This is a genomic window from Pedobacter sp. Bi27, assembly GCF_918698255.1.
Taxonomy (GTDB): Bacteria; Bacteroidota; Bacteroidia; order Sphingobacteriales; family Sphingobacteriaceae; genus Pedobacter.
Window position 1 is genome coordinate 590,991 of the sequence record NZ_CAKKMW010000002.1, and the last position, 13,526, is coordinate 604,516.

The following is a 13,526-nucleotide window of genomic DNA, read 5'->3' on the forward strand; positions in this document are numbered from 1 at the left end:
TTGAGTGTTTTACCGCTCATTCTCTTATTCAATAATTCACTCATCCTATCATTAATTATTTCGCGCAAATTAAGAAAAAACAGGCTTTTTTAATAGCTTTTTGTAATATTAATCTTTGTTTTTGAGTGTTTTAAGTACACTAAGCACCCAGCCTTTACCCCACTCTTCCATTTGCTCACCGGTCCATAAGAACGGATAAAAGATTCTCTTCTGAAAACGCGGAGGCAGATATTTTTGCCAGTTGGTTCCACCTGTTGCTGCAATATCAACCGGATCTTTCTCCAAATAACGTACGGCCGATTTGTAGTGCGATAAAGGCCATTCTACATTTACATACAAATCTAACTTACGCAACTCTTCTGCAAGGGCAGAAACATCGGCTCCATTCGCTTGCAATTGATGGTATAAAGCTGAAAAATTGGTTAAAGTGCGATCTTTGGCCAGTTGTAGAAACTGAGCAGCATACTTTTTAATAAATTGCTTTAAGGTTAAAGTTTGCTTACCCGAAGACAGTTCGGTTGCGCCGAATTTCCAGTAAATATTTTCGAATTGTTCTTCTATTGTTGCAGTACTTAGTTCTTCGCGTTTGCTTTTATCTACCAATTGGATAAAATCTGTAGCACAGATCTCGATCATCCGGTACTGGCCAGATTGGAATCCACTGGCAGGCAATAATGACATGCGGAATTTCAGGAACTGCTCTTTCTCCATACCATCAACCATCACCTCGAAAGAAGTGGTTAAGGCATTGAAATAAGCGTTGATCCGTTTTACACGTGCAGTAAAAAATTCGGCGGTTAAATTTTCATGCTCAGCAATCTGCCTGCATTCGTGCAGTGCAAGCTTAAAATAAAGCTCCGTGATTTGATGGTACATAATGAAAATCTCTTCATCCGGAATCGGTGTTTTAGGATTCTGTAAGCTCAGTAACGTATCCAAATGAATGTAGTCCCAATAGGTTAAGAAATCGGCATATAAAAGCCCATCGAGGTACGATGCCATATCTTGCCCCATTGCCGTATACTTTTCTTGCAGTTGATGTAATTTGTCTTTTATTTCGGGTGTGAAATCCATGGTTTAAAGTTAGCTGCACAAAGGTGATAAAGATTTTGCAACAAATAACTAAATTTTATACATTTGGAACAATGGCGATGGAGTACCGCCAAAACCGCCCAAACAGGCTGATGACTCCTACGATTTTTATTTAAAATTGAATTCAAATGCCTGTTAAAAAACTAACAGAAGAATTTCTTCTGCCTATTAAACATTTTATTAAACTCGACTTCGGATTACTCTTAATTAGCACATTAAAGTGGCTATTGATTTCTGCAATATTGGGTGGGATTATAGGCTCTGCCTCTGCCCTGTTTTTAGAAACTTTAAACTGGGCAACCAATTACCGTGAACAACACCTCTGGATTATCGCCTTTTTACCAATTGCCGGTATACTCATTGGCCTGGCTTATCATTATTGGGGTGCAGCCGTTGTAAAGGGCAACAATCTCTTGATTGAGGAATTACAATCGCCCAAAAATGTGATTCCGTTGGTCATGGCGCCACTCATTTTTGCAGGCACGATTATTACCCATTTATTTGGCGGCTCGGCTGGAAGAGAGGGTACAGCTGTCCAAATTGGAGGGGCCTTTGCCGACCAGTTTACGAAACTGTTTAAACTTAATGCCAGAGATCGAAAAGTAATTCTCATCTGCGGGATCAGTGCTGGCTTTGCCTCTGTTTTCGGGACACCTTTGGCAGGCGCAGTATTCGGATTGGAAGTTTTCGTTATTGGAAGTTTAACCTACAGTTCCATTCTCCCTTCCTTTATTACAGCAATTATTGCCGACTATGCCTGCAAGGCTTGGGGCGTTGGGCATACCCATTATTCCATTTCTGTGATACCGGAAATGAATTCGATCAATTTATTGTTATCCTTAGGTGCCGGAATATTATTTGGACTGGTGGCGAGATCTTTTTCAGCCTTAAACCATGGTTTATCAAGTCTTTTCAGTAAAATCAAATACCCGCCATTAAGGCCATTTATTGGTGGACTAGTTTTAATTGGTATTATTTACCTGATCGGGAATACACGATATATCGGCTTGGGCATTCCGGTTATTTCAGAATCCTTTGTTCAACAAGAAGCTTATTATACATTTGCGATCAAATTATTTTTGACTGCATTTACCCTGAGTGCAGGGTTTAAGGGCGGCGAAGTTACTCCACTTTTCTTTATTGGGGCCACACTGGGTAGCTTTTTGAGTTTCTTTATCCCCTTACCTCTTGGCCTGTTGGCAGGAATGGGCTTTGTGGCTGTTTTTGCTGGGGCAGCGAATACCCCTTTGGCTTGTATTTTTATGGGTATAGAGTTATTTGGCACCTCATCTGGAATTTATATCGCTTTAGCCTGCGTTACGGCTTACTTATTTTCAGGCCATACAGGAATTTATCGGTCACAAACGATAGGTGCACCTAAACATTTGTTGTTGAAGAGGCATCAGTTTTTGAGGTAGCGAAGCGTATGTGGCGCTAGGCGTACAGAGAAATCGTTATTGTCATTCTGAACGCAGTGAAGAATCTATCACCACCAAAGCACTAAAAAGGCAGTACTTTATGAGGGCAAGTATAAGAAAACACAGAGATTCTTCGTTGCACTCAGAATGACAGCATGAAGTTAATACAGCACCCTAAACTTTATGGTATGCTCGATCTTTTTAAGCGATTTAAACAATTGTTTATCATACTGCGCATTGATGTCGGTAATGGCATAGCCAATCTCAGGATTGGTCATTAAAAACTGGCTCACAATGTTAATGTCGTGTTTGGCAAAAACAGTGTTGATTTTCGCCATAATACCAGGAACGTTTTTGTGGATGTGAATTAAGCGATGCGATTTCTCAATTTTTGGCAATTGTAAGTTAGGAAAATTGCTGCTCAGATAAGTTGCTCCCGTATTCATAAAATCGGCAACCCGTTTCGGGATAAAATCGATATTACGTGGATTGTTTTTAGGGTCATCGAAAACAACAATACCTTGTTTGGTACATAAATCGAGGTCTATTTTGTTTTTTGCATTACCTAAATAACCTATAGTTTTTAGCTTAGCCGCGTTTTTTAACTGTTCTTTGTTTATTTTTTCGCCATCAGCTAAAAGAATAATTCCCACATCCTTTACATATTTATCTTCAAAAGAAGTCTTATGCCTAATTGATAAACCATCGTTTTTAAGGATAGAAATCGTTAAGGGATCAACTTCACCAATTACCAGGCAAAGGATTCTGTTTTTAGGATAAGAAATTGCACGCGGCAGATCGTTTACGTACAAAAACTCGTCGAAACTTGGTGTTACATGGTCAGCTTTCGAAACAATACTTTCGCGGGCTATATTCTCCGTAAATGCAAAAAATTTATTGATGATACCGCTTTCGCGCAACTGGAAATCAGAATACCCATCGCCAATACCGAACAGTTCGCCTTCGAGCTTTAAATGCTGAAGTAATTTTACTTTGCCACCCTCTTCACTTAAAGGATTGGTATGATCGTAATCTATAATTTTACCATCGCCAGTGGTTACAAAGGTATTGGCATAAATATTTTCCTTTTTAATGTGGTATTGGCTCACTACAGGAGTAATAAATTCCTTAAACCCGCCAGAAACAATCAGCACCTCATCGGCATGTTTCTTAAAAAACTCGGCATTACGCGAAAAAGATGTAGATACTTTCTTTTTCAAATGTTTGATGAGTTGTTTTAAATGATCTTCGTTAGCTTCAAGAAGCTTAACACGTTGTGCTAAACTTTCGGAGAAGGAAAGTTTTCCCTCCATTGCAAAATTGGTATAATCTTCAATTTTTTGAAAAATCGCCTCTTTATCAGGGTGGTTCTTTAGCGAAATTCGGGCAAGTTCATCAAGTGCTTCTACCTGTGTAAAGGTACTATCAAAATCGATGATGTAATAGGCTTTCTGTTTGGGCATTATCTTAAATGTTGGGTAATTTCTTTTATGCTTTCGGCAACTGGCTTAAAGGTAATACCTGTTTCCGTTTTTATTTTATTGTTATTGTAATAACTTAAGGTTAAACTGCTCTTTGCAGCATCTTTAGTGATGGAAGGCTGTTTACCAGTGAATATGGATGCAAATTTTAGGGCCCTCCAGGCTATTCCGAGCATCCATGATTTTGCCTCTCTTTTTGGTGCTTTAACGCCAAAACCCTGTGCAATTTCGCTGAACAGATCTTTATAATGATAATCATTGGCAGAAATGATATACCGTTCTCCCGAAACTTCCGCCTCCATTAACAAGATCATCACTTTGGCCACATCTTCAACATCAACAAAACCCGAAGCTCCATCGGTGTAAAAGGGAAAACCATCTTTTACCAGTTTAAAAATTGCCCCACTTCCCTCAAAGCCCGCGTTTTTACCGATAATTACCGATGGGTTGACAATAATAGCGTCTAATCCTTCGGTAATACCCCGCCAAACTTCCATCTCACCCTCGTATTTCGATAAACCATAGGCGTGTGCTCTGGCATCATATTCCCAAAAGTCTTTTTCAGTAATTTTATTGCCCTTTTTAGCATTTCCTAACGCAGCAACTGAGCTTACGTGCAATAAACGGCAATTGTTTTCGGCACAAAGATTTACAATGTTCGAGGTTCCTTCTATGTTTACATGAAAAAGCTGCTTTTTATCCTTTGGATTGAAGGATACAAAAGCTGCGCAATGGTAAACTTTGGTAATCCCGATAAAGGCATCTTCCAGTACAGAAGGCTCGTTTATATCAGCCTCATACCATTCGATGAGTGGGATATTTTGAATTAGCAAAGGGATTTTAGATTTCTCCCGCCTCAAGGACCGAACAGCTAACCCCTTGTCGGTTAACTGTTTAATTAATTCAGATCCTAAAAATCCAGTTCCTCCGGTTACCAGTATCATTTTATTTTTTTCGAGCTATATGTGGAAATACGCATTCAAAAATAGATATTTGAGCCGAGAGTTTTAAATATATGTCATTAACGGATTTCTTTTCCCCTATAAACCCCGATAGTTTTACACCCAAGCAAGGATTTTTTACAAGCCAGCTGGGGTTAAAAGCGCAGATTTACACCGAATCGTTCCCCGATTTTGAGGAGCATACCTACGATCTGGCAATTTTTGGGGTACTTGATGGAAGAGGCGCCGTTAACAATGAAGGCTCTGCCCTGGCACCCGATTATTTTAGAGAAAAATTTTATAAACTCAACGAAGGTGCTTTTAATAGCAGGATTGTCGATTTAGGCAATATTAAACACGGCGCAACCATTGCCGATACCTACATTGCCATCAAGATGGTAGTCTCGGAACTGATTAAAAAAGACATTATTCCGATCATTATTGGTGGCGGACAAGACTTAACCTATGGCCAATACCTGGGTTATGAAGATTTAGAGCAAAAAGTAGATCTGGTGGTTATTGATAACCAATTTGACATTGGCGATGACGACAATGAGGGAATTGCTACCCGTTCGGACTGTTACCTGAACAAAATTTTCCTGCACCAGCCCAATTACCTTTTCAATTTTAGCAATGTGGGTTATCAAACTTATTTTGTAAACCAGGAAAGTTTGAGCGTGATGGATAAATTATATTTTGATGTACACCGTTTGGGTGAATTTGCTCAGGACATTACCTTAACAGAGCCCATTATCCGTAATGCAAACATGATTAGCTTTGACATGGGCGCTATCCGTTCTGCAGATGCCGCAGCAAATGCGAATACCACGCCAAATGGTTTTGATGGCGAAGAGGCCTGTCGTATTGCCCGTTATGCAGGCATGAATGATAAGTTGACCTCAATTGGCTTTTACGAGTTTAATCCGGCCTATGACAATAACGGACAAACTGCCTTCCTACTTGCTCAAATGGTATGGTATTTTGTTGATGGATTTTATGCCCGCAAAAAGGATTTTCCGCTTACACCGAAATCACAATTTATGATCTATCGAACCAGCTTAAAAGACGGTTCGGGAGAAATGATGTTTGTGAAAAGCAAAAAATCAGACCGATGGTGGATGCAGGTCCCTTACCCTTCGGGGCAATCTAAAAACGAGCGCTACCACCTTGTGCCTTGCAGATATGATGATTACCAGACTGCTGTTAATGGCGAAATGCCCGATTTATGGTGGAGAACTTACCAAAAATTAAATTAAAAGCTATCCCTGAAACAGTCTATCATAATTTTACACAGCTATTTACGTTTTAGCGGTACAGATTTCTATATTTGGACAGGATTAAACTAATCTCATGAAACCATCATGATAGCTTCATCACCAATGAAAAAAATATTATACAGATGAAAAAAATATTATTATCTGCAATGGCACTATTGCCCCTTGCAGCTTTGGCACAAAAGCCATTTACAGTTAACGGCGATATAAAAGGATTAAAAACCGGAGATAAGGTTTATCTGATCTATCAGGGAGATGGCAAAAACATTACCGATTCGGCAACCGTAACAAATGGCACCTTTGCATTTAAAGGAACATTGTTAAATCCTGCACAGGGAAGTCTTTTCTTAAACAAAAATCCTTACGTAAACCGTCCGGCACAGGGTGAGAAATTAGATGCTTTATCGCTATACGTAGAGCCAGGAAATATAAAGCTAGCGGCAGCAGATTCTTTAAAGAAAGCGACAATTACTGGCTCACCGGTTAATGACGATGCAAAGAAATTAAAAGCATTAACTAAACCTGTAGCAGATAAACTTGCTGCAATTAATGCAGAATATGCAGCCTATACACCCGAGCAAAAACAAGATAAAGCTGTTATGGGCGCTTTAGGTGCCCGCTATGAAAAAGAAGCTGCTGGAATGGCTCCATTATTATTACAGTATGCAAACGGCAATCCAAAATCATTTATCAGCTTAAGCGCAATTAGCCAATTGGCAGCAGATCCTGATCAGGCAACAGCAGCAGAAAAAGCTTTTGTTGGGTTGTCGCCAGACTTGAAAGCAACTACGACAGGTAAAAAAATTGCTCAAATATTTGATGCGGGAAGAAAAACCGCTGTAGGTGCCATGGCTATGGACTTTACGCAAGTTGATACTGCAGGTAAACCTGTTAAATTATCCGATTTTAAAGGTAAATACGTACTGGTAGATTTTTGGGCATCATGGTGTGGCCCATGCCGTCAGGAAAACCCAAATGTGGTAGTGGCTTACAACAAATTTAAAGATAAAGGCTTTACTGTTTTGGGTGTTTCTTTAGATGGAGGAAATACCAGAACTACCAAAGCAGCCTGGCAGAAAGCCATTGAGGCTGATAAGTTAACCTGGACACATGTATCAGATTTAAAAGGCTGGAGCAATGAAGTGGCTCAAATGTATGGCATTCAATCCATTCCGGCTAATTTCTTAATTGATCCAACAGGCAAAATTATTGCTAAAGGTTTAAGAGAACAAGCTTTACAAGATAAACTTCAAGAATTACTGGGAAGTAAATCGAAATAAAAAAGCATTCAAAACAAAGAAAGCCCCAATTTTGATTGGGGCTTTCTTTGTTTATACGAAAACGTATTACGCAGATTTTAAGAAATCCAATACGTTAATGAAATAATTTTCAAGTCCTTCGTAAGGATCTTCTCCTGGAATCCATGATGCAAATTTCCAGTATTCCCAATCAGCATTTTCAATTACCGGCGGGATTAGAAGAAAATATTGCTCTTCTCCTAAGCCACCAATAATAATGCTTCTGGCCAGTTTAATGGCCACCTCTAGCAACTCATCATTTTCTGTCCAAATCTCGATCAGCTGTGGATCAACATCCTTTAGAAATGCGACATCACTTGCTTTTGAAAACGACGGATCAACGTGTTCATTTGGCGTAGTAAATCCATTGGTAATCAACAGAAATTCTCTATAATCCATTGGAAACGTTATCCCCAGTCTTGCTTCAGCCTCTTGTATTTCGGCTAAGGTGGCAGGTTGATTGCCTAGCCACTTTGCTTCTGTTTGCTCAGGTGCAAAACTAAACTCTCCTTGTTTAATTGCGATTTCGGAGATTTTCTTGAGTACTTTTTTCAACTTATGTTCTTTTAAATTAAGTCAAAACCAATATCTTCCCTGAAATATTTTCCGTCGAAATAAATTCTACCAGCATCAGCTGTTGCTGATTGTAGAGCAGTAAACAAATCTTTTTGCAAACTGGTAATTGCAATTACCCTTCCTCCATTTGTTTTCACGACATCATTTTCTAACAATGTTCCGGCATGGAATGCGTTAGAATGACGTAGGTTTTCAATTCCGGTAATGGCTTTACCCTTCAGGTAATCGCCTGGGTAACCACCTGCCACAATCATTACAGTAGCAGCTGTTTGCTCAGAAATAACCAAACTCACCTGGTTTAATTGTTTGTTGGCAGTAGCTAAAAACAACTCTACCAAGTCGTTTTCAACTCTGGGGATCACACTCTCTGTTTCAGGATCGCCCATACGTGCATTGTACTCAATTACAAATGGCTCTTCTCCTACTTTTATCAGTCCGAAGAAGATGAAACCTGTATAATCGATATTATCTTTCTTTAAACCCTCAACTGTTGGCTTAATAATCCGTTCTTCTACTTTAGCCAAAAATTCTGGTGTGGCAAAAGGAACTGGCGAAACTGAGCCCATACCACCAGTATTTAAACCGGTATCGCCCTGGCCAATCCGTTTATAATCTTTAGCTGAAGGCAGTGTGATATAATTTTCACCATCGGTTAAAATAAATACCGAAAGTTCTATCCCGCTTAAAAATTCTTCGATTACTACTGTTGCCCCGGCTGCACCAAATTTACCGCCAAGCATCAGTTTTAATTCTTCCTGAGCCTCGATAGTTTCGGTACAGATTAACACACCTTTACCTGCTGCCAAACCATCGGCCTTTAAAACAACCGGCAATGCATGGTTTTGGAGATAAGCCAAGCCATCTTCTAAAGTTTCGGGGGTGAAAGATTTTGAGGCCGCAGTTGGAATACCATGACGCTCCATAAACTGTTTAGAAAAATCTTTACTCCCTTCTAAAATAGCTCCTTCTTTTTTAGGTCCGATAACTGGAATGTGCGCAATGGCTTTGTCGGCAAGGAAAAAATCGTGAATACCATTTACCAAAGGTTCTTCCGGACCTACTACAACGAGTTCGATGTTTTCGGTAAGCACTACTTTTTTAATGGCATCAAAATCGTTTACATTGATGTTGATGTTTGTACCATAAGCTCCTGTACCACCGTTACCTGGAGCAATAATTAGTTTATCGCAGTGCGAAGACTGGCTCATTTTCCAAGCGAATGTGCTTTCTCTGCCGCCTGAACCTAAAAGTAAGATATTCATATCGGCAAAGATAATATTTTAGTAACAAGTAGCCCAGTATGAAGTGGCAAGACTTTACGATAAAGCACTTTTGCTTTAAACAGCTCCGTATTTAAAAAATATAAAGAGGAATACTAGGCTAAAATAAGCCCAAAGAATAGAAAATATGGTATGCATGGTAGTTTCGAATAGCTTACCTTTCCACAGATCCCTGGAGTAAACAAAAAACTGAATAAAGAATCTGGTAGTCCAAAATAAGCCCAAACCGAGCGATATTTTTCTTCCAAGATCGGTCTGTATTAATTCGTTTGATGAGGTTAAACAGAGTAGGCCCATTAGAAATACGGTAAGTGCAACAAAAAAGGTATGTACCAACATCATTTGCTTGTTGATTAAGCTCAGCAATTTAAGTTCACTTTCCCAATTAAAATATCTTGGAAAAATAATGTGAATAAGCGCTAACGCAACTAAAAGAACGCCAACGATTAATAAGTGTGTTTGCATTCAAATTAGGGACAACAGTTAAAAATAGACATAAATGGTGTGAATTTCGTTTCAGAAAAAGAAGAAAAACCTGCCGATTTAAATGCTTTTCGCCAAATTCCTCGTGAGAAAAAATGTGTAAAACCAATAGAGAAGGCCATAAAATTGGACAAATCGCGTAAATGTTCTACCATAATTACCCGGCCTGTTGGTTTACATACCCTATAACATTCCTTTAAGAAAACAATCTTCTCTTGTTGCGACCTTATTTCATGTGCGGCCGATAACAGGAAGATCATATCAACGGACTTATCGGCTAAAGGAATAAAATCTGTATTTATTTGCGCTGTATCAGGAAACATCAAACTTACTTTTCTCGCCCTGATTATTGCCTGCTCTGTATGCTTCTCAGGATTGTAAAAATCGAAGACCTTTAAAGTTGCTTGCGGAAAATGACTTTTAAGAATGAAGCTTGTTTCATCAAAACCTGCGTTAATATTTAAGATTAAATCTGGATTCGAATTGGAAATACTAGCTTTTTTTAGCCAATCGAAATGATAATACCCAGAAAAGTCGTAAACATATGCAGATACTATTAAGGGCATTAAAAGACCATAAAGAAAAGCTAAAGTGATTATCCAAAATAGGACAATAGGCCATGGCATTACCATTTGACTAATTATCACTAACAATAAAGCAATAAGACCAAATAGGTAAAAATGCCTGTTAAAGCTTAAAATGTTTAACACGCCCTGAAATTTTCTTCTTTTTACTTCCATTTTTCAATTTTTCCTCTTTTCCAATAATAAGGGATGTTTTGAATATCAAAGGCATTCGCTAAAATCGGTTCATTTAGATTCAATGAATCTAAAAATCCAAAGTTATAACTGGCAATTTTTATCGGCGCTGGCTGCCAGTTTTGCCTAACCCCCTCAATAATTAAAACTTCTTTGTTTTTTTCGTTGTACGTAAATGTAAAGGGTAAAGGCCCGGCAAATCTTCTGGCTTCTTTCCAATCGGCAAATGGAGAATTTTCGGGCAAGGCAACCTCCTGATCTGTTTTATCGATTACGATTTCAAAATCAGAATTGGTTGATGTAATTTTCTTTTTGTTTTCGTTGTCAATTAGCGATATATCTGTTGTGGTATAATTGTAATGGGTAAAAATATTGCCCATAAATTCCATTTTCTTTTTATTCGTTTCTGACTTTAAAATATACAGCCCGCGAAGACTTTTTCCTGCTTTGTTCGTATAACGTACAAATACGCGATAACCGATAAGAAAAAAATCATTACCCATAAATTTAGGAAAGCCTTTTGGTCGCAAATTTTTCGTTTGAACCATCGCGATAGCAATGAAAGCCCATTCATCTTTAAAGGTATCAAGGGCTAAGCATTCTGGAATAAGATGCTCTAATTCTGCTTTTGGAACAGAAAATGTTAATACGAGAGAATTTTCAAAAAATGCATCAACTGCAAATGGATGGTTTTTCAGAAATGAGAACATTATGCTTGCTGCGTTGTTTTTTTGTTAAAAGAAAACCCATTGATAAACACAACCAGAATAAACATAAATGCAAAGAGCGAATTGAATTTCCCCCAAAGCAATAGATCTGGCGCAAGTATAAATTCGATGGTATTCATGGTGGCAACTATTACAATCTGAACAAGAGCATTTAGCTTGGTTTTGAAATTACTCAAAATCCAAATTGCCATCACAATCTCTGATATGCCAATAAGAATTGTAAAGGTATGGCTATAGGTGGGCGTTAAAATTCTGGCAACGATCTGTTCATGGCGAGGCACAAGACCTAACACTTTGCAAAGTAATCCGTTTACAAGCCAAACCAATGCAATAAACGAGGTAAGTATTCTTTGTGGTAATAATTGATTATTGCGATTGATCACATTTACCATATCACTTTATTTCGCGCTTCGTGTCATTTGTTCGAGCATATCCCACATTTCGTTCGGAATTGCTTCCAGACCATTCATCTGACCTGCTCCCTGCAGCCATTCGCCGCCATCAATGGTAATTACTTCGCCATTAATGTATCCAGAGAAATCGCTCACCAGAAATGCAGCTAAATTGGCGAGCTCTTGATGATCGCCAACTCTTTTCAACGGTACACGGTTTTTGAAATCGAATTTTTTGGCTAAATCGCCGGGCAATAAACGCTCCCATGCGCCTTTGGTTGGGAACGGACCTGGAGCAATAGCATTGGTACGGATACCATATTTACCCCACTCTACGGCCAAAGATCTTGTTAGTGCCAAAACACCACCTTTTGCACAGGCAGAAGGCACAACATAGGCTGAGCCTGTAAAAGCGTAAGTGGTAATTATATTTAAAACTGTTGCCGCTTGTTTTTCCTTAATCCAGTGTTTACCGAAGGTAAGTGTACAGTTAACCGTTCCTTTTAAAACGATATCGATAATGGATGAAAATGCATTGGCTGATAACCGTTCGGTTGGAGAGATGAAATTACCCGCAGCATTGTTCAATAGTACATCAACTGAACCAAATCTTTCTAAAGTTTTGGCCAATACGTTTTCTACCTGTGTTACTTCTCTAACATCACAGGCAACCGCCAACACTTTGCCACCTGTTTTTTCTTCCATTTCATCGGCAGTTTTTTGCAGTACATCCTGTTTTCTGCTTGTGATGACGAGGTTGGCTCCCAATTTCAAGAAATATACGCCCATTGCTTTCCCCAAACCTGTTCCTCCACCTGTAATTACAATGGTTTTTCCTTTTAAAGCGTCTTCTCTGAGCATTGGTGCATTATAACTGAACATAGTATATTGGTTAATTGGTTAAAGTTAAATTGCTGGGAATTGTTAAATGGTTAACTGTTGAAACTGGTTAATCGGTTAATTGTTGTAATTAGTTAACTGAAAACCGACAACTGCAAACGGATTACTTTCGCTGCAGGTTAGCTAAAATTGTTTTTAAAATATGGCGTGTTGCCGGCGACCACCATTGTGCTAACATTTTTTCTAAAATAGCCGACTGATCTGCAGTTACGGCAGCAATTAATTCCTCTCGGATATTTAACTTGCTTTGCGACCAGGTATTACTTTCGAGCTCCATGTATTTCTTAATCTTACGCTCGGCAGCCGTTAACAAACTTTCATTTTTCACCAATTCATCAACCAAACCGACTTTTAAAGCTTCTTCGGGACTGTAAAGTTTACCCGAAAGCAAACTACGACTGGCTTCGGCCTTACCTAACCAAAACGCATACAATTGAAAAATACTATTTGGCACAATAATACCTACTGGCACCTCATTAAGTCCAATAATATATTGTCCTTCTGCCATTACCCGATAATCGCAGGCCAATGCCATTACGCATCCGCCGGCCGGGCTATGGCCACTAATTGCGGCTACCATCGGTTTTTTAAATGAGACCATATTGGCTGTAAAACCTAAAAACAACTGCCAGAAAGATTTAGCCTCTTCTTCGTTATAGTTATAAAGTTCTACTAAATCCAATCCAGCGGAAAAGAAAGGTGCTGTACCGGTTAAAATTACTCCTCCAATGTTATCATCGGCGGTAATATTTTTAAGCATATCGTCAAGCTCGGTAATCAACTCTCGGTTTAAGGCATTCGATTTCCCTCTATCTAACGTAATGGTTGCCAGGCGGTCTTTAACACTTACTTTTATTGTATTCATATTTTAAATAGTATCAAGATTTAAGAATCTAGTATCAAGA

General features: G+C 38.8%; 14 protein-coding genes and 1 riboswitch. Of the genes, 3 read left to right on the top strand and 11 right to left on the bottom strand.

The window, feature by feature from the left end:
* Positions 1 to 108: 108 nt before the first annotated feature.
* The gene (locus LQ227_RS07925) at positions 109 to 1,074 is read right to left on the bottom strand and encodes a tryptophan 2,3-dioxygenase family protein (protein ID WP_230142502.1); all 966 of its coding nucleotides are present in this window, start codon (positions 1,072 to 1,074) and stop codon (positions 109 to 111) included.
* 64 nt (positions 1,075 to 1,138) lie between these two features.
* Positions 1,139 to 1,201: riboswitch (Fluoride riboswitch) on the top strand.
* A gap of 19 nt (positions 1,202 to 1,220) precedes the next feature.
* On the opposite strand from LQ227_RS07925, the gene LQ227_RS07930 reads away from it, so the two are divergent.
* Positions 1,221 to 2,510, top strand: coding sequence for a voltage-gated chloride channel family protein (locus LQ227_RS07930; protein WP_230142505.1), 1,290 nt, complete (start codon positions 1,221 to 1,223; stop codon positions 2,508 to 2,510).
* 161 nt (positions 2,511 to 2,671) lie between these two features.
* Here LQ227_RS07930 and LQ227_RS07935 read toward each other — a convergent pair whose 3' ends face one another.
* Positions 2,672 to 3,973, bottom strand: a complete 1,302-nt coding sequence (locus LQ227_RS07935; RefSeq protein ID WP_230142507.1) for an HAD-IB family phosphatase — start codon at positions 3,971 to 3,973, stop codon at positions 2,672 to 2,674.
* Entirely contained in the window at positions 3,973 to 4,935 is a 963-nt protein-coding gene (locus LQ227_RS07940) for an NAD-dependent epimerase/dehydratase family protein (RefSeq protein WP_230148956.1), read from the bottom strand. The genes LQ227_RS07935 and LQ227_RS07940 overlap by 1 nt, the downstream gene beginning before the upstream one ends.
* A 71-nt stretch (positions 4,936 to 5,006) precedes the next feature.
* Between LQ227_RS07940 and LQ227_RS07945 the strand changes: the two genes are divergently transcribed.
* Together LQ227_RS07945 and LQ227_RS07950 are read left to right on the top strand one after the other, a co-directional pair.
* Positions 5,007 to 6,188 carry a formimidoylglutamase gene (locus LQ227_RS07945; RefSeq protein WP_029274474.1) on the top strand — a complete coding sequence of 394 codons (1,182 nt, stop codon included), beginning with the start codon at positions 5,007 to 5,009 and terminating at the stop codon, positions 6,186 to 6,188.
* A 143-nt stretch (positions 6,189 to 6,331) separates the two neighbouring features.
* The gene (locus LQ227_RS07950) at positions 6,332 to 7,486 is read left to right on the top strand and encodes a TlpA disulfide reductase family protein (protein WP_230142510.1); all 1,155 of its coding nucleotides are present in this window, start codon (positions 6,332 to 6,334) and stop codon (positions 7,484 to 7,486) included.
* 66 nt (positions 7,487 to 7,552) lie between these two features.
* Here LQ227_RS07950 and LQ227_RS07955 read toward each other — a convergent pair whose 3' ends face one another.
* The 8 genes from LQ227_RS07955 to LQ227_RS07990 all read right to left on the bottom strand — a co-directional run bounded on the left by LQ227_RS07955 (position 7,553) and on the right by LQ227_RS07990 (position 13,486).
* Complete coding sequence (locus LQ227_RS07955; RefSeq protein WP_230148958.1) at positions 7,553 to 8,059, bottom strand: SMI1/KNR4 family protein; 507 nt, start codon at positions 8,057 to 8,059, stop codon at positions 7,553 to 7,555.
* Between the two features lie 11 nt (positions 8,060 to 8,070).
* Positions 8,071 to 9,342: a phosphoribosylamine--glycine ligase gene (gene purD, locus LQ227_RS07960; protein WP_215129489.1), complete on the bottom strand. Its 1,272-nt coding sequence runs from the start codon at positions 9,340 to 9,342 to the stop codon at positions 8,071 to 8,073.
* 75 nt (positions 9,343 to 9,417) lie between these two features.
* Positions 9,418 to 9,825 carry a hypothetical protein gene (locus LQ227_RS07965; protein ID WP_230142513.1) on the bottom strand — a complete coding sequence of 136 codons (408 nt, stop codon included), beginning with the start codon at positions 9,823 to 9,825 and terminating at the stop codon, positions 9,418 to 9,420.
* Between the two features lie 5 nt (positions 9,826 to 9,830).
* Positions 9,831 to 10,409 (bottom strand): class I SAM-dependent methyltransferase, encoded by a 579-nt coding sequence (locus LQ227_RS07970; RefSeq protein ID WP_230142515.1) that lies wholly within the window; start codon positions 10,407 to 10,409, stop codon positions 9,831 to 9,833.
* A gap of 164 nt (positions 10,410 to 10,573) precedes the next feature.
* Positions 10,574 to 11,311, bottom strand: a complete 738-nt coding sequence (locus tag LQ227_RS07975) for a DUF2071 domain-containing protein (protein WP_230142517.1) — start codon at positions 11,309 to 11,311, stop codon at positions 10,574 to 10,576.
* Positions 11,311 to 11,721 carry a DoxX-like family protein gene (locus tag LQ227_RS07980; protein WP_230142520.1) on the bottom strand — a complete coding sequence of 137 codons (411 nt, stop codon included), beginning with the start codon at positions 11,719 to 11,721 and terminating at the stop codon, positions 11,311 to 11,313. The genes LQ227_RS07975 and LQ227_RS07980 overlap by 1 nt, the downstream gene beginning before the upstream one ends.
* A gap of 6 nt (positions 11,722 to 11,727) precedes the next feature.
* Entirely contained in the window at positions 11,728 to 12,603 is an 876-nt protein-coding gene (locus LQ227_RS07985) for an SDR family oxidoreductase (RefSeq protein WP_086548706.1), read from the bottom strand.
* 121 nt (positions 12,604 to 12,724) lie between these two features.
* Entirely contained in the window at positions 12,725 to 13,486 is a 762-nt protein-coding gene (locus LQ227_RS07990; protein ID WP_230148960.1) for an enoyl-CoA hydratase/isomerase family protein, read from the bottom strand.
* Between the last annotated feature and the right edge of the window lie 40 nt (positions 13,487 to 13,526).